This window comes from Streptomyces aurantiogriseus (genome assembly GCF_014649375.1).
In the GTDB taxonomy this organism is placed as follows: Bacteria; Actinomycetota; Actinomycetes; order Streptomycetales; family Streptomycetaceae; genus Streptomyces; species Streptomyces aurantiogriseus.
Map to the genome: position 1 here is coordinate 1 of NZ_BMSX01000021.1, position 14,808 is coordinate 14,808.

Sequence of the window (14,808 nt, forward strand, 5' to 3'; positions counted from 1 at the left end):
GCAGGGGGGACCCTGTGGGAGAGTAGGACGCCGCCGAACAATCATTGAGAAAACCCCCGTGCCATTCGGCACGGGGGTTTTCTGCGTTTACGGCCGTTTCACGGCTGCACCAGCCTTGTCTCATACGCCAGGATCACCGCCTGGACCCGGTCCCGAGAGCCGGTCTTCGCCAGGATGCGGCCCACGTGGGTTTTCACCGTGGACTCTGCGAGGTGGAAGCGGGTGGCTATCTCCATGTTCGTCCAGCCCTTGCCGATGACCGTGAGGATTTCGCGTTCCCGGTCAGTGAGCGGGGCCAGGCGAGGGTCCGGGGCCGACGGATCGGGGGAGCGGGTGCCGGTCGGGAGGTGGTGGACGTAGGCGTCCAGGAGGCGGCGGGTCAGGCTGGGGGCGACCACCGCGTCGCCGGTGGCCACCGCGCGGATGCCGGACAGCAGGTCCTCGGGCTGAGCGTCCTTGACCAGGAAGCCGGAGGCTCCGGCGCGCAGACCGGCGTAGGCGTACTCGTCGAGGTCGAAGGTGGTGAGGATCAGGACGCGGGTGCGGTCACCGGTGGCGGTGATGCGGCGGGTGGCCTCGATGCCGTCCAGGCCGGGCATGCGGACGTCCATGAGGACGACGTCGGGGCGGAGTTCGGTCGTCAGGTGGACCGCCTCGCTGCCGTTGGTCGCCTCGGCCAGCACCGTGAGGTCGTCCTGGCTCTCCAGCAGCATGCGGAAGCCGAGGCGCTGGAGGGGCTGGTCGTCGGCGATGAGGACGGTGGTCACTGCGGGGTTTCCTCCGGTAGGTGCAGGTGGACGCGCCAGCCCTGTTCGGGGTGCACGCGGGGGCCGGCTTCGAGTGTGCCGCCGTAGAGGGCGGTGCGCTCGCGCATGCCGGGCAGGCCGCGGCCGCCGTTGTCAGGGGGTGGGCCGCCGCGGCCGGTGTCGGTGATCGTGACGGTGACGGCGCCTGTGCCGGCGTAGGCGAGGGTGATGGTGGCGGTGGCTTCGGGGCCGGCGTGTTTGAGGGTGTTGGTGAGGGCTTCCTGGATGACTCGGTAGACGGTGAGCTGGCGGCCCGGGGGGATGGCCGGAGTGCCGTGGATGGTGGTGTGGACGGGGAGGCCGGCTGCTCGGACGCCGTCGAGGAGCTGGTCGAGGTCGGTGAGGGTGGGCTGGGGGGTGAGCGCCGGGTTCGGGCTTGTCGTGTCCTCCTCGCGGAGGACGTCCAGGAGGCGGCGGAGTTCGCCGAAGGCCTGGCGGCTGGTGGTGGCGATGGCGTCGAGGGCCTGGGCGGCGCGTTCGGGGGACTTGGTGGCGGCGTAGCGGCCGCCGTCGGCGAGGCCGGTGATGACGGAGAGGTTGTGGCCGATGATGTCGTGCATCTCGCGGGCTATGCGGGTGCGTTCGGCGGCTGCGGCGAGGCGGGCCTGCTGGTCGCGCTCGATCTCCAGGCGGCGGGCGCGGTCCTCGAGGGCCTCGGTGTAGTCGCGGCGGGAGCGGACCGTCATGCCGATCGCGGCCGCCAGGACGACGGACATCAGGACCGGGACGATGTCCTGGTCCGCGCTGCCTTTCGGGTGGCGGACGGTGAGGACGACGGCGGCGGCGAAGAGGAGCGTCGTGCACCACAGGGAGCGCAGCGGGCGGCGCAGGGCGAGGTGGAAGACGAGAAGCAGTTGGAGCAGTTGGGCCTGGAGGGCGGCTCCCGTCCACGCGTTGACGAGGGCGAACGGGGCCGTGGCGAGGAGAGCGGCTCTGGGGTGGCTGCGGCGCCAGACCAGGGGGAGGGAGAAGCCGAGGCTCAGGGTGATCACCAGGGCCACCGGGGCGTCCGGGTTGCGGGCGACGTTGCGCCAGCCGCCGGCTGCGTCGATGAGGGCGGCCAGCGTCCAGAAGGCGGTGAGGTGGAGGTCCCACACCAGGGGGTGGCGCCGGTCGAAGGCGCGGATCCGGTTCGCTGCGCGTTGGACGTACCGGGTGAGGGGGTCGGGGGTCGGCTCCTGGTCCACGGGGATCATCGTGGCGGGTTCGCCGGGGGAGGGGAACAGGCCCTGGGGCTATATCAGGTGAGGGGTGTAGTACTCGGGTACTACGGTGACCTGCATGAACTACGTGATCAGGTCCGTGCGTGCCGACGAGTGGCCTGTTGCGAGGGAGTTGCGGCTCCTGGCGTTGCAGGATCCGGTCGCGCATCTCGCCTTTCTGGAGACGTATGAGGAGGCGCTGGCGAAGCCGGAGTCCTTCTGGCAGGAGCGGACGGCTCGGGTCGCCGAGGGGGCGACGGAGGCGCAGCAGGTCATTGCCGAGGGGCCGGACGGAGAGTGGGTCGGGACGGTGACCGTGCTCGTCGAGGAGGCTGGGACCAAGGACTGGGCGGGGTTCCCGGTGGAGCGGCGGCAGGGGCATGTGGTGGGGGTGTTCGTGCGGCCCGAGTGCCGGGGGGTCGGGCTGACCGAGGTGTTGTTCGACGCCGCGTTGGAGTGGGCGTGGGCGCGGGGGGTGGAGCGGGTGCGGCTGATCGTGCACGAGGACAACGGGCGGGCGCTGGCCTTCTACCGCAGGGTGGGGTTCGTGCCGAGCGGGGTGGTCGTGCCGTTGACGGCGGACCCGGATGCCCGGGAGCTGGAGTTCGTGCTCGAGCCCGCCCGCGACGGGAGTTAGACCGGGAGTTCGGCGTGGGGCCAGCGGGTGCGGGCCTGTTCGCGGGAGCGGAGGAGGGCCAGGGTGGGGAGGCCTCGGTCCGCTCCCGTCGTCAGGAGGTCCGGGAGCTGGGGGAGCGGGGCCACGGCCGCGATGTCGTCCAGGACCAGGGTGAGTGGTGGGTCGAGGCGACCGGAGGATGACCGTTCGGCCATGCGCCGGCCGCGCTCGACCACGCTGGAGACGAGGGCCGTGAGGAGGGGCATCGCGCCGGGGTGGGTCCTCGGGTCCTCGATGGATTCACCTACCACGTAAAGCGTTCCCCCTTCGTTGACGAAGGAATCCAAGGCGAGAGCATCATTTCGGTTGGGAGTGCAGGCTTCGCGGATGTTGATCGTGGAGAGGGCGGAGAGGGCTCTCGTGGTCAGTTCCTGGGCGATGTCACGGCGGTCGGGGTGGGCGGTGAGGGCGGCTTCGAGTTCGCCTGCCGCGCCGGGGGCTGCCTTGGGGTTCGTGCGGAGGGTGCGGACCGCCTCCTGGATTCCTGTGCCCTGGGACCAGCGGTGGACGTGGCGGATGGTGCGGCCGTCGATGGCGGCTGCGTGGAGGTAGCTGCGAAGGAGCGTTTCGGCGGTGTCGGTGACTGCCTGGTCCAGGCGGGCGGTTGGGCGTACAGGGGTCAGGAGGGCGGTCGCTCTCGCTGCCGCGGTCGGCTTGTCCTCGCAGCCTGTGGTGGGGGACCAGTGGAGGCGGGCCGGGGTGTCGCAGCGGTGGGTGGGGTCGTAGAGGAGGACTGGGCCGAGCTTGGCTCGGGCGTCCTTGGTGTCCTGCCAGAGGGCGGGGTTGGAGGTGAGGACCAGGGCGGGGCCTTCTGCGTCGCGTACGGCCTGGGCCGCGATGGTGTAGCGGGTCTCGGCCGGCGCGTAGAGGACGGGGCCTTCGGCGCGGTGTGGTTCCCAGGCGCCCGCCTGTTCGCCCTTCAGGGAAGTGGGTGCCGAAGGTTGCGGCTCCGGTTCGGTCCTCGGCTCCGGGGCCGGTTCGGTCCTGGGGGTGGGGACCTCGTGGTGGGCCGGGGGGACCGGTACCTCCTGCGGGGCCCTGGGGGCCGCCGTCCCCGCACGCTCCGGTGCCTGCGCCTTGCTCCTCGCCCGCACCGCCCTCCAGCGGGCCACCGTGCCCATGACGAACACCGTGAGGACGAACAGGAGCATCAGCTGGCCGATGAACAGGCCCCAGAAGAGGCCGTAGCCGGAGAGGTCGGTCGGTTGCGCGTCCGGCCAGGCACCGGCGATGTCGTGGGGTTGGGCGACGAGGTGGCGCATGGCCAGCGGGGTGCGGGTGAAGGTGACGCCGGCGGGCCAGGCGCCGTGGGAGAAGAGGGCGGCCAGGCCCGTGGCCGTCCAGACCAGGAGGGTCATGCCGAGCAGGAACGCGAGTAGGCCGACCAGGAGGCCGTCGGGGATGCCTCCCTGGCCCTCCCCGCTGTGCCCGCGGTGGTCACCCGGTCTCATGGCACCCCGCCCTCTACGCCACCGTCGACTCGGACGAGCCGTCCAAGTCGGCCATGTGCTGTTCCATGAAGGCCGCCGCCCGCTGTTCCTGTTCCAGCTCGGCGGCGCGCAGGGCGTCGTCGCCGGTCAGGTCGGCGGACGACTCGGTCATGGCGCGGTCGGTGAAGACCAGGGGGCGTTCTGTCTCGGTGACCAGGTGCTTGACCACCTGGACGTTGCCGTTGACGTCCCAGACCGCGATGCCGGGGCTGAGGGTCGGGATGATCTCCACCGCCCAGCGGGGCAGGCCCAGGACTCGGCCCGTCGCCCTCGCCTCGTCGGCCTTCTGGGCGTAGATCGTCCTTGTCGACGCCATCTTCAGGATCGCGGCCGCCTCCTTCGCCGCCGCCCCGTCCACCACGTCGGACAGGTGGTGGACGACCGCCACGAAGGACAGGCCCAGGCGGCGGCCGAACTTCAGCAGCCGCTGGAAGAGCTGGGCCACGAACGGGCTGTTGATGATGTGCCAGGCCTCCTCGACCAGGAAGATGCGCTTCTTCCGGTCGGGGCGGATCCAGGTGTGCTCCAGCCAGACGCCGACGATCGCCATGAGGATCGGCATGGCGATGGAGTTGCGGTCGATGTGGGACAGGTCGAAGACGATGAGCGGGGCGTCCAGGTCGATGCCCACCGTCGTGGGGCCGTCGAACATGCCGCGCAGGTCACCGTCGACCAGACGGTCCAGGACGAGTGCCACGTCCAGGCCCCACGCCCGGACGTCGTCTATGGCGACGTTCATCGCCTCCGCCGACTCCGGCTCGGGGTGGCGCAGTTGCTCGACGATGTCGCTCAGCACCGGCTGGCGTTCGACGATCGTCTCGTTGACGTAGGCGTGGGCGACCTTGAGGGCGAAGCCGGAGCGTTCGTCCAGGCCGTGGCCCATCGCGACCTCGATGATGGTGCGCAGCAGCGCCAGCTGGCCCGTGGTCGTGATCGCGGGGTCGAGGGGGTTCAGGCGGATCCCGTGGTCCAGTGCCGCCATGGGGTCCAGGCGGATGGGAGTTATTCCCAGCGCCTCCGCGATGAGGTTCCATTCGCCCACGCCGTCCTCGCCCTGGGCGTCCAGGACCACGACCTGGCGGTCGCGGAAGCGGAGCTGGCGCAGGACGTACGTCTTCTCCAGGGCTGACTTGCCGTTGCCGGACTCGCCGAGGACCAGCCAGTGCGGGGCCGGGAGCTGCTGGCCGTACAGCTGGAAGGGGTCGTAGATGTAGCCCTTGCCGGAGTAGACCTCACGGCCGATGATCACGCCCGAGTCGCCGAGGCCGGGGGCGGCGGTCGGGAGGTAGACCGCCTGGGCCTGGCCGGTGGAGGTGCGGACCGGCAGACGGGTCGTCTCGACCTTGCCGAAGAGGAAGGACGTGAAGGCGTCGGTGAGGACGGACAGCGGGTCCCGCATGAGGTCCTACCTCCGAATGCCGGTGGCGAAGGGGAGTGTGTTGACGAAGGCCCGATGGTGCTCGCGGTCGCACCACTCCAGTTTGAGGTACGACTTTCCCGCGGACGCCCTTATCGTCCGCTTGTCGCGGGCGAGGGCCTCGGGGTTGCGGGAGGAGACGGTGATGTAGCCGACCAGGTTGACGCCGGCGGCGCCGCTGGCCAGGTCCTCGCCTCGCTGGTCGAGGCGGGAGTGGGCGGCCACGTCACGGGGGTCCACGGTCCGGTTCATCTTGGCGGCGCGGCTCGCCTCCGCCTCGTCGTTCGTCTTCTCGGTCAGCATGCGTTCGATGGCCACCTCGGTGGGTTCGAGATCCATCGTCACGGCGACTGTTCGGATGACGTCCGGGGTGTGGACGAGGAGGGGGGCCAGGAAGTTCACGCCGACCGGGGTCATCGGCCACTCCTTGATCCAGGCGGTGGCGTGGCACCAGGGGGCGCGGGTGGAGGACTCGCGGGTCTTGGCCTGGAGGTACGTCGGCTCCATGGCGTCCAGTTCGGCCGGCCAGGCGTTGCGCCTGGTCATCGCCTGGATGTGGTCGATCGGGTGGTCCGGGTCGTACATGGAGTGGATGAGCGACGCGAGGCGGCCCTGGCCGAGCGGCTGGCGGACGCGGATGTCCGCCTCCTGCAGGCGGGAGCAGATGTCGGTCAGCTCGCGGGCCATGACGACGGCGAGGCCGGCGTCGCGGTCCAGCTTGCGGCCGTTCTGCGGGCGGGCGGCGCGGGCCATGGCGTGGGCCTCGGCGGCCAGTTCGCGCGTGTAGTGCATACAGGCGACGAGGTAGGCGCGATGCTGCTCGCTGCTGGTGGACACCATCGACTGCAGTTGGTCGTACGACGTCTGCAGCCAGGGCAGGGCCTTGTCGTCGCCGCGCTGGGTGACGTCCTTGGCGTGGGCGTCGGGGTCGGCGGGGAGGGTGCGGGCGAGCATCTGGAGGCGGGTGACGAAGCCGTCGCCGTTGGCCACGTGCTTGAGCAGCGTGCCGAAGCGGTCGACGAGGGCCTCCTGGTCCTCGCTGTCGCGCAGGCCGACGCCCGGGCCCTCGATCTCGATCGCGGCCGTCACCGTACGGCGGTCGGCGTGCAGGAGTACGGCGATCTCGTCGGGGCCGAAGGGGGCGGCCAGCCAGGTGATGCGGCCGATGCCGGGCGGCGGGCCGATCTCGATCTCCTGGCCGTCGAGCCGGGTGCCCGCCTCCATGGCGGCCGAGCGGTAGGCCGTGCCCTGGCGCAGAGTGCGCTTGTAGCTGCGGTTGATCTCGAACCACTTGTAGAACGTGCGGTGCTTGTACGGCATGTACACCACGGCCAGCGCGAGCATCGGGAAGCCGGCGAGCAGCACGATGCGCAGGGCGAGGAGGGGGACGAGGAGCCCGCACATCATGCCGAGGAACGCGCCGACGACGATGAGCGCGATCTCGCCGGTCTCGCGGTTGCGGCCGACGATCGCGTTCGGCCGGGCGCGGCCGATCAGATAGGTACGGCGGGGCGAGACCGCGTGGGACACGTGGGACTCGGTCGTCAACGCCCTTCACCTCCGGTGCGATGGGTACTGCTGTTGCGGGTGTTGCTGGCGTGCGGGGTGTTGACCGCGGTGCCCGTGCGGGGTGGCGGTGCGGCGGACGGGACAGATCCGCCGCCTCCGTTCGAGGTGCGCGAGCTGTGCGCGGCGACGCCGCCGGCGGCCTGGTTGGCCGGGCGGGGGCCGCTGGAGGACGTACCGCCGCCGTTGCTGTCGGCGCGGGTGCTGTGCGTCTTGATGCCCTGGGCGACGAGGGTCGCCGGGCTGCTGATGACGGCGGCGGCCTTGCCTTCGGCGCTCTGCATGATGCGGTTGTTGCGGGAGCCCGCGATCTCGTCGCCGAAGCCGGGGACGAAGCGGTAGATCATCGCGCTGGCGAAGATGGCGAGCAGGATGATGGACAGGCCGGAGACGACGGCGCCGAAGGCGTTCGGGCCGTCGTCGGCGGACAGTGCGCCGGCGAGGCCCAGCACGATCACGATGATCGGCTTGACCAGGATGACCGCGATCATGATGCCGGCCCAGCGGCGGACGTGGCCCCACAGGTTCTTGTCGACCAGGCCCGCGTAGACGACCGTGCCGAGCATGGCGCCGACGTAGAGCAGGGCGGCCCTGATGACCAGCTCCAGCCACAGGACGCCGGCGGCGAGGATGGAGACCAGGGAGACCACGATCAGCATGATCGGGCCGCCGCCGATGTCCTCGCCCTTCTCCAGGGCGGCGGAGAAGGTGCCGAAGAAGGTGTCGGTCTGGTTGCCGGTGGTCTTCGCGAGGACGTCCGTGAGGCCGTCGGTGGCCGATACGACCGTGTAGAGGATCAGCGGGGTGAAGGCGGAGGCGAGGACCGTGAGCCAGAGGAAGCCGACGGCTTCGCCGATGGCGGTGGTCAGGGGGACTCCGCGCACCGCCCGCTTGGCCACGGCCAGCAGCCACAGCAGGAGCGTCAGGACGGTCGAGGCCGCGAAGACGACGGCGTACTGCTGGAGGAACTTGGGGTTGGTGAAGTCGACGTTCGCCGTGTCCTTGACGGCTTCGCTGAGCTTGTCGACGGTCCAGGCGGCGGCGTCGGCACAGCCCTTGGCGAGGGAGGAGAGGGGGTCGAGGGTGTCGGAGACGCCGGGGTTGGTGGTGCCCGAGCGGTTCTCACCCCGGTTGCAGTACTCCGCGGCCGGGCCGCGGATGAGCTCGCAGGTGGCGTCACCGCTGGCGGAAGGGGAAGGGGACGCCGAGGGCGAGGGACTCGGGCTGGGTGTCGGTGCGGCGAAGGCACGGCTCGCCAGCAGCACCGCGGTGGTCTGAACGGCGGCCACAGCAGCCGTCAGCTTCAGGGGGAGGTGCTTAGCGCGCATACGTGAACCCTCCGTACTCCTCGACGGCCTTCGTCATGTCGTCGGCGGTGGAGGCCTTCTGGTCGCGCCCGACCGGAACGGGCCCGTCCTTCTGCTGGAAGTCGGTGACTTTCCAGTCGTCGTTGACCCACGTGAGCTGGTAGGTGGTGGTGTACCAGCTCTCGGACACAGGGTTGGTCGACGCTTCGCCCGAGAGGCCGAAGAGTGACGTGTACCAGACCTCGACGGTGGCCTTGCTCGCGCTGGACGCGGTGACCTTGGTGCCCACGGGGATGACCCGGGAGACGAATGCCTGGCCGTCCGGCGCCGTGCCGTCCTTGTCCAGGCCGATGTTGCTCAGGAACGTCTCGTCCGAGTACGCGGTGTCCAGGGCGGACCGCCGGGCGGCGGCGACGTCGGGCGCGTACACGGTGTCGACGATCTCGTGCCGCCGAGATCTGTTGAACATCTCCGCCGAACCCAGTGCCACGCAGTAATTGGCCGCCGCGCTCTGCGCACCCTGCGCATCATGCGCATACCCGGTCGGGATCCCCCCGCTCTTCGACTCCACCGGCTTCGTCCCGGTCGCCGCTGTCGACGCCGTTTCCGGCTTGTTGCCGCCCTCTCCTGTTGTCGAGGAGGAAGAGGATTCGTCGCCTCCACGATTCGCGAAGGCGATCGCCGCGATGAGGAGGACGACGATGCCGACGACCGTGACCAGGCTGCGTGAGGAGGAGCGGGCGGGGCGGCGGGCGCCGCCGTAGGGGTCGGTGTCGGGCAGGCGGACGCGGGTACCCGTCGGCTCGCCGTAGTCGTGTTCGTCACTCATGCCGTGTACGCCCCCTCACTGCCGTACCGGTACGCGTAGAAGTACGACGGTAGCCGTGCTGGCTCCCGCGCGGGCGCGGTGTGGTGACTCGACATCAGGGAAACGCAACCTCAGCCGGTGGGCACGACGGGTGGGTGGGGGTGGAGGGGGCCGGGCGTGCCCGGACGGGACTGGGGGAGGGGGCGGCTATACGGCCATTCCGTACACGATCGTGAACAGTGTGCCGAGTGAGCCGATGATGAAGACGCCCGTCAGTCCGGCGATGATGAGGCCCTTGCCCTGTTCCGCGCTGAAGGTGTCCCGCAGGGCCGTGGCGCCGATGCGTTGCTTGGCCGCACCCCAGATGGCGATCCCGAGGCAGATCAGGATGGCGACCGCCATCACGACCTCGATCATCACCTTCGCCTCGTTGCCCAGGCTGCCGAACGGGCCCCAGTCCGGAGCGATTCCGCCGATGATGGTGTTGATGTCTCCCTTGTCGGCCGCAAAGAGCATGTAAGTCACCGCCCCTGGTGGGTAGTTCCGCAGTCGGTCCCCTGCGGTGTGCAGAGGTCAGGCCCCATTGTCACCGACAAAGTCGCCGCCGTATGTCGACTTGGCGTCATTGACGGTCGCGATTCGTACGAACAGTCAGTTCGGTCACTCTGTGTATCACGGCAGGTCACGCCGGGCAATGAGGAGGGTACGCAACCTGTTGTGCGGTTGCGTCGTTGTCCACTTCACAGCCCTGCGCCGTTTCTGACGGCCGGTCGGGTGAGAGGCCTTCTCGATGTTCTCATGCCGACCCGCGTGCCGACTCATGGCGCAGGGGGTCGTTCAATGGCGGGGCTCGGGGACGGCGTGGGCTTGACCTTGACCTCAAGCGCGGTTGAGCTACGAGCATCGTCGGCATGACGACCGAAGAGCTGACGACGCCCCGTGAGGCCGACCTCGAGGCGATCCGGGCGGTGGTGGCCACACTCGAGCACAGCCAGCGCAACGAACTCCCCGACGAGTTCGTGGGCCTCTTCCGCGAGGACGCCCTGTGGACGACGGGCCACGGGAGACGCCTTTACGACCGCGCGGAGATCTCCGAGTTCACGCACCGGGTGCTGCCCGGGTCGATGCGGGAGGGGACGGTGACGTACGAGGTGGAGCACGTGCTGTTCATCCGGCCGGACGTCGCCGCTGTGAAGGCCCGCGCCCAGTACTGGACGGAGGAGGGCGGCGAGCCGGTCGGCAACCCGGGGAGTCCGCTGTACGTGATGGCGAAGGAGGACGGGCAGTGGGTGATGGTCGCCTGCCAGAACACGGAGGTGATTGACGGGTAAGGGCCGGCTGAGGGTCATGGGCGGGTGCGGCGGCGGTAGTAGTGGACGGTGACCGCGCCGAGCAGGGGGCCCCAGGCGACCAGGGGGAGGTAGCAGGCGTTCACGATCCACTGGCCCCAGGGGGCGATGTCCATCCCGGAGTGGAGGGTCGTCCAGACCAGGAGGACGCCGTAGACGGTGCAGGCGAGTGCGCCGAGGGCCGCGGGGATGACGGCGGCGAGTACGGGTACGGGGCGACCTCCGAGGTACGGGATCCAGTGGGGCCACACCTCGCCCCAGGGGCGGATCAACCCGTACGTCAGCCAGGCGAGGCCCTCCTGGGCGAGGGAGAGCAGCGGGAGGAGCAGCAGGCCCCAGCCGGGGAGGAGCATCGCGTCGTACTCGGACTCCCGTAAGCCGAGGGGGATGCCGAGGACGACGGCCACGCGCCATGCGGCGGAGGGGAGGTTGACCCAGAGGACCGCGGCGGCGGCTCGGCGGGCCCATGTGGGGACGCGGGGGAGGGTGGTGGTGGGCCGGGCGGCGGCGGTGAGCGTGGACATACGGGGCTCCTCGATGGGAGTACGGGTACGACACGACGCGGTACATGCTGGCGTCCGGGTTCCGGCCGGGGCGTCCTGCCGTGGGGTCGATCCCGTACGTCTTGAGGCGCAGTTCCTGGGTTGGCTTTGTCACTCCCTGGTTGCACGGGGTGCTATTTGAGGTCGCCCCTTCCGGTCTCACCAGTAGCCTCTGGCTGGACGGGACTGGACGGGACTGGACGGGACTGGACGGGACTGGACGGGCCGGACAGGGAAGGCGAGGCACATGCTCGGTGGACCGGCGAGAGCGGCTCGTATCGCTGCCGTGCTCGAAGTCGCCCGGCCGGTCTGGGAGGCGACGCGGGACACGGATGCGCTGCAGCAGTGGCGCGCCCTCCTCTTCCGGCTCGTCACGTCCAGTGAGCGGGGGGAGGTCGAAGGCGAGCGGGAGCGTCATCAGCGGGCGGCGGACGTGCTCACGGGCTTTGCTCGACGCCCTCCACGAAGTGGTCGAACTCCCCCGCCTGCACGCCCAGTACGAACGCGTCCCACTTCCGGCGGTTCGTCGTGACCACGTTCTCCGGGTCGCTGGTCTCGCGGAGGTAGACCGGGGCCTCGCCGTCGTCGCCCTCGCCGAAGGCGATCTCGATCCAGGGGCCGGGGCCGGTCGCCTCCGGCGGGGCGGCGCGGATCCAGGTGAGGTCGGCGGGGATTTCAGCCACGGGGAGTGTCCTTCTTGAGTGCCTGGAGGAGGGCGTCGAAGGCGGCCGGGGTGGCCGTGAGTATCGACTCCGTCGGGTCGCCGCTTTCGGTGAGGTGGATGGTGTGGGGGGTGGCGGCTACGTGGACGCAGGAGGCGCCCTCGGAGCAGTACGAGGACTTCTGCCAACCGGGGTTCATGGGCGTTCCTTTCACAGCTCTCGCATCACGTGGTGGATGAGGTCTCGGGTCTTCTCCGGAGGGAGCGCGACAGCCTCGATCCGGTCGAACAGTGTGCGGTACTTGTGCAACTGGGCCTCGGCGTCGAGGAACGCGAGACCGTGGGCCTGGTCGAGGTAGACGGTGTCCAACTGCGGTACCGGCCCGTGTGCGTAGTGGATCGACTGCCCGGATCCCGGGTAGGCCCCGACGTCGAAGGTGACGGCACGCAGGGTGATGTGGTCCCGGTCGCTCATGTCGAGCAGGTGCTGCAACTGCTGCCGGGCAACGGTGGAGCCGCCGACCTTCATACGCAGGGCGGCTTCGTGGATGACCGCCTCGTAGGGGGCCGGGTCGTCCTCACGGAAGAGGATCGCCTGGCGCTTGATGCGGAACGACAGGCGGTGCTCGACGTCGGGCGGTGAGAGTTCGGTGACCGCCTGGCGGAAGATCTCGAGCGCGTACTCCCGCGTCTGGAGCAGCCCGGGGACGCGAGCCGTGGTGGAGTCCCGCAACGACTGGGCGTGGTGTTCCAGTTCCGCCAGGTCGAGGAGCGGGCGGGCGAGCAGCTCGTCGTACTCCTCCCACCAGCCGCGTCTGCGGTCGCCCGTCATCCCGACCAGTGCCTCGACGAGGACCACGTCCGAGCAGTCGTAAGTGCAGGCCATCGTGCGTACCCGCTCGGCGCTGACGCCCGCTCGGCCGGCCTCCATGTTGCTGATCTGGTTCGGCTTCACGCCAAGCAGTTGACCGGCTTCTGCGGCCGTCAGGCCTGCGCGCTCTCGCAGTTTGCGCAGTTCAACGCCCAAGCGCAGTTGACGACCCGTCGGCTTGCTTCTCACGGGCTTGCCCGCCTCCTTGCCCTGACGTGTCACCCACGCGAGTGGTGTGGCAGTTATTTTAGAGGAATCGTTTAAAGGGTTACACGAGCGCCGCTAGCTTTTAACTCAGGCGCCTGGCCTCAGAAGCGCACCACCCGACGGGGCGACGAGCCACTGGGCAACCGTACGCATGCTCCCAACTCCCCACAGTGATCGAAGATTTCCATGCCCACCGTAACTCCGCCCTGGGCCTACTCCCTCCAACTCCCCCGCGATCCACGCGCACCGGGGATCGCCCGCACCACCCTCCGTGCCGTCCTCGCCGCGCACTCCCTCGCCGAACTCACCCCCAACGCCGAACTGCTGGCCGCCGAACTCCTCGCCAACGCCCACCTCCACACCACCGGCGACTACGGCCTGCGCCTGCGCGCCGTGGACGGCGGTGGGCTGCGGGTCGGGGTGTGGGACGCCGACCCTCGCGTCCCGCCGGGGTTCGTCCCGGCCGACGGCGTCTCCCTCGCCGTACCGCCGGACTGCGACGCCGAGAACGGGCGTGGACTGCATCTCGTGCGTGCGTGTGCGCAGAGATGGGGGGTCGCCGAGCTGGGCGGGGGAAAGCTGCTGTGGGCCGAGAGCCGATGAGCGTGTCTGACCGGACTCTCACCTTCGTCGGACACAGTGGGGCCGATGAAGCGCAGCAACCGCCTCCTCGTCGCCGTCGTGCTGCTGGGCGTCACCGCCGCCTCCGAGGCGGCGGCCGACGGCGGTCCCGGACCCTTCGGGGTGACCGTCGTGGCGGCGGCGACGGCGCGGTCCGTGCGGGTGGGGGCGCTGTTCGACGCCGACGAACCCGCCGACGGCCACTTCTGCACCGCTTCCGTCGTCCACAGCCCGCACCACAACCTCGTCGTCACCGCCGCGCACTGCCTCAGCGGGGAGGACCACCTCGTGTTCGCACCCGGATACCGGGACGGGAAGGCCCCCTACGGAGTGTGGAAGGTCAAACGGTCCTTCCTGCCCGACGGGTGGGCCAAGGGGCAGGACGAGGACAGTGACGTGGCGTTCGCCGTTCTCGACGGGCGGGGCAGTAAGTACGACACGGGTGTCGAGGACGTCCTCGGGGCCAACCGCTTCGTCACCGGCACCAGCACCGGCGCCACCGCCGTGACCGTCACCGGCTACCCGAACTCCCGCGACACCCCGATCAGCTGCACCGGCAAACCCACCGCCCACAGCTCCACCCAGCAGCGGATCGACTGCCCCGACTTCGCCGGGGGGACCAGTGGCAGCCCCTGGGTGAACGGGGACGGGGAGGTCGTGGGGGTGCTGGGCGGGCACGAGCAGGGTGGGGCCACGGCTGACATCTCGTACAGCGTGGTGTTCGGGTCGGAGGCCGCGGCGCTGTACCGGGACGCGGCCTCCGACCCGTAGGGGCCCGTCGCTTACCGGGGCTTTTGCAGAGAGCCCCGGCGTTCACGCCGGGGATGAATACATCTCAAGGCTGCTCAGACGTGCACCGTAAAACGGACGCTTCTGCTGCTTGATGTACTGGCGGACGATCGCCAACGGTGCTCCGCCGCGCGATGCGGAGAAGTACAAGGGCGACCACAGGTGCCCGTGCATGACGGCGTGATCGATGCCGCCCGTGAACTCCTGGCGTATCCGGCGAGCGGAGACACCTTTGAGGCTGTTGACCAGCTTGGAGACGGCGGCCTTGGGCGGGTAGTGCACCAGCAGGTGGACGTGATCGCCATAGCCGTTGAACTCCTTCAGCTCCGCTTCGATGTCCTCGCGGACCTTGCGCATGATCTCTTCGCGGCCCGTCAGCATCTCGTCGTTGAAAACCCCGCGCTGGTGCGAATGTCGACTCGAACACACTTGCTCACATCGTGTGCAATTCCCATTGAATATGATCTTTCGCCGCGAGCGCCCACGAAGCATCAAT

Annotated in this window: 17 protein-coding genes; 4 read left to right on the forward strand and 13 right to left on the reverse strand. The window is 69.8% G+C overall.

Annotation, left to right across the window (positions count from 1 at the left end):
- Positions 1-98: 98 nt before the first annotated feature.
- Together IE263_RS35135 and IE263_RS35140 are read right to left on the reverse strand one after the other, a co-directional pair.
- The gene (locus IE263_RS35135; protein ID WP_189942106.1) at positions 99-767 is read right to left on the reverse strand and encodes a response regulator; all 669 of its coding nucleotides are present in this window, start codon (positions 765-767) and stop codon (positions 99-101) included.
- Positions 764-2,002 carry a sensor histidine kinase gene (locus IE263_RS35140; protein WP_189942107.1) on the reverse strand — a complete coding sequence of 413 codons (1,239 nt, stop codon included), beginning with the start codon at positions 2,000-2,002 and terminating at the stop codon, positions 764-766. Before IE263_RS35140 ends, IE263_RS35135 begins: the two co-directional genes overlap by 4 nt.
- A gap of 85 nt (positions 2,003-2,087) precedes the next feature.
- Between IE263_RS35140 and IE263_RS35145 the strand changes: the two genes are divergently transcribed.
- Entirely contained in the window at positions 2,088-2,645 is a 558-nt protein-coding gene (locus IE263_RS35145; protein WP_189942108.1) for a GNAT family N-acetyltransferase, read from the forward strand.
- Here the strand turns inward: IE263_RS35145 and IE263_RS35150 are convergent.
- The 6 genes from IE263_RS35150 to IE263_RS35175 all read right to left on the reverse strand — a co-directional run bounded on the left by IE263_RS35150 (position 2,642) and on the right by IE263_RS35175 (position 9,788).
- Entirely contained in the window at positions 2,642-4,135 is a 1,494-nt protein-coding gene (locus IE263_RS35150) for a type IV secretory system conjugative DNA transfer family protein (protein ID WP_189942109.1), read from the reverse strand. The genes IE263_RS35145 and IE263_RS35150 overlap by 4 nt on opposite strands.
- Before the next feature lie 13 nt (positions 4,136-4,148).
- Positions 4,149-5,573 carry an ATP-binding protein gene (locus IE263_RS35155; protein ID WP_189942110.1) on the reverse strand — a complete coding sequence of 475 codons (1,425 nt, stop codon included), beginning with the start codon at positions 5,571-5,573 and terminating at the stop codon, positions 4,149-4,151.
- A 6-nt stretch (positions 5,574-5,579) separates the two neighbouring features.
- The gene (locus IE263_RS35160; protein WP_189942111.1) at positions 5,580-7,139 is read right to left on the reverse strand and encodes an SCO6880 family protein; all 1,560 of its coding nucleotides are present in this window, start codon (positions 7,137-7,139) and stop codon (positions 5,580-5,582) included.
- The gene (locus tag IE263_RS35165) at positions 7,136-8,485 is read right to left on the reverse strand and encodes a hypothetical protein (RefSeq protein ID WP_189942112.1); all 1,350 of its coding nucleotides are present in this window, start codon (positions 8,483-8,485) and stop codon (positions 7,136-7,138) included. The genes IE263_RS35160 and IE263_RS35165 overlap by 4 nt, the downstream gene beginning before the upstream one ends.
- Positions 8,475-9,293: a DUF8175 domain-containg protein gene (locus IE263_RS35170; RefSeq protein WP_189942113.1), complete on the reverse strand. Its 819-nt coding sequence runs from the start codon at positions 9,291-9,293 to the stop codon at positions 8,475-8,477. The genes IE263_RS35165 and IE263_RS35170 overlap by 11 nt, the downstream gene beginning before the upstream one ends.
- Before the next feature lie 186 nt (positions 9,294-9,479).
- Positions 9,480-9,788 (reverse strand): DUF8827 family protein, encoded by a 309-nt coding sequence (locus IE263_RS35175; RefSeq protein WP_004000049.1) that lies wholly within the window; start codon positions 9,786-9,788, stop codon positions 9,480-9,482.
- Positions 9,789-10,183: 395 nt separating this feature from the next.
- Here IE263_RS35175 and IE263_RS35180 point away from each other — a divergent pair, with 395 nt between their 5' ends.
- A complete protein-coding gene (locus tag IE263_RS35180) occupies positions 10,184-10,603 on the forward strand; it encodes an SgcJ/EcaC family oxidoreductase (protein ID WP_189942114.1) in 420 nt (139 codons plus the stop codon).
- A 14-nt stretch (positions 10,604-10,617) separates the two neighbouring features.
- On the opposite strand, the gene IE263_RS35185 is transcribed toward IE263_RS35180, so the two are convergent.
- From IE263_RS35185 to IE263_RS35200, 4 genes are all read right to left on the reverse strand, one after another.
- Positions 10,618-11,145 carry a hypothetical protein gene (locus IE263_RS35185; RefSeq protein WP_189942115.1) on the reverse strand — a complete coding sequence of 176 codons (528 nt, stop codon included), beginning with the start codon at positions 11,143-11,145 and terminating at the stop codon, positions 10,618-10,620.
- Between the two features lie 455 nt (positions 11,146-11,600).
- Positions 11,601-11,846 (reverse strand): DUF397 domain-containing protein, encoded by a 246-nt coding sequence (locus IE263_RS35190; protein WP_189942116.1) that lies wholly within the window; start codon positions 11,844-11,846, stop codon positions 11,601-11,603.
- Entirely contained in the window at positions 11,839-12,024 is a 186-nt protein-coding gene (locus IE263_RS35195) for a DUF397 domain-containing protein (RefSeq protein WP_189942117.1), read from the reverse strand. Before IE263_RS35195 ends, IE263_RS35190 begins: the two co-directional genes overlap by 8 nt.
- Positions 12,025-12,035: 11 nt before the next feature.
- Entirely contained in the window at positions 12,036-12,884 is an 849-nt protein-coding gene (locus IE263_RS35200; protein ID WP_189942118.1) for a helix-turn-helix domain-containing protein, read from the reverse strand.
- A gap of 204 nt (positions 12,885-13,088) precedes the next feature.
- On the opposite strand from IE263_RS35200, the gene IE263_RS35205 reads away from it, so the two are divergent.
- Both IE263_RS35205 and IE263_RS35210 read left to right on the forward strand, forming a co-directional pair.
- Positions 13,089-13,505 carry an ATP-binding protein gene (locus IE263_RS35205; protein WP_189942119.1) on the forward strand — a complete coding sequence of 139 codons (417 nt, stop codon included), beginning with the start codon at positions 13,089-13,091 and terminating at the stop codon, positions 13,503-13,505.
- Positions 13,506-13,550: 45 nt separating this feature from the next.
- Positions 13,551-14,294 (forward strand): trypsin-like serine peptidase, encoded by a 744-nt coding sequence (locus IE263_RS35210; protein ID WP_189942120.1) that lies wholly within the window; start codon positions 13,551-13,553, stop codon positions 14,292-14,294.
- A 42-nt stretch (positions 14,295-14,336) separates the two neighbouring features.
- On the opposite strand, the gene tnpA is transcribed toward IE263_RS35210, so the two are convergent.
- Complete coding sequence (gene tnpA, locus IE263_RS35215; protein ID WP_373312195.1) at positions 14,337-14,804, reverse strand: IS200/IS605 family transposase; 468 nt, start codon at positions 14,802-14,804, stop codon at positions 14,337-14,339.
- Positions 14,805-14,808 lie beyond the last annotated feature (4 nt).

Bases quoted from the DNA above. Each gene is read 5' to 3' on its own strand.
- IE263_RS35175 (WP_004000049.1), bottom strand. From the start codon at position 9,788: ATGCTCTTTGCGGCCGACAAGGGAGACATCAACACCATCATCGGCGGA.
- IE263_RS35195 (WP_189942117.1), bottom strand. From the start codon at position 12,024: ATGAACCCCGGTTGGCAGAAGTCCTCGTACTGCTCCGAGGGCGCCTCC.
- IE263_RS35150 (WP_189942109.1), bottom strand. From the start codon at position 4,135: ATGAGACCGGGTGACCACCGCGGGCACAGCGGGGAGGGCCAGGGAGGC.
- tnpA (WP_373312195.1), bottom strand. From the start codon at position 14,804: ATGCTTCGTGGGCGCTCGCGGCGAAAGATCATATTCAATGGGAATTGC.
- IE263_RS35185 (WP_189942115.1), bottom strand. From the start codon at position 11,145: ATGTCCACGCTCACCGCCGCCGCCCGGCCCACCACCACCCTCCCCCGC.
- IE263_RS35180 (WP_189942114.1), top strand. From the start codon at position 10,184: ATGACGACCGAAGAGCTGACGACGCCCCGTGAGGCCGACCTCGAGGCG.
- IE263_RS35205 (WP_189942119.1), top strand. From the start codon at position 13,089: ATGCCCACCGTAACTCCGCCCTGGGCCTACTCCCTCCAACTCCCCCGC.
- IE263_RS35155 (WP_189942110.1), bottom strand. From the start codon at position 5,573: ATGCGGGACCCGCTGTCCGTCCTCACCGACGCCTTCACGTCCTTCCTC.
- IE263_RS35165 (WP_189942112.1), bottom strand. From the start codon at position 8,485: ATGCGCGCTAAGCACCTCCCCCTGAAGCTGACGGCTGCTGTGGCCGCC.
- IE263_RS35170 (WP_189942113.1), bottom strand. From the start codon at position 9,293: ATGAGTGACGAACACGACTACGGCGAGCCGACGGGTACCCGCGTCCGC.
- IE263_RS35145 (WP_189942108.1), top strand. From the start codon at position 2,088: ATGAACTACGTGATCAGGTCCGTGCGTGCCGACGAGTGGCCTGTTGCG.
- IE263_RS35140 (WP_189942107.1), bottom strand. From the start codon at position 2,002: ATGATCCCCGTGGACCAGGAGCCGACCCCCGACCCCCTCACCCGGTAC.
- IE263_RS35210 (WP_189942120.1), top strand. From the start codon at position 13,551: ATGAAGCGCAGCAACCGCCTCCTCGTCGCCGTCGTGCTGCTGGGCGTC.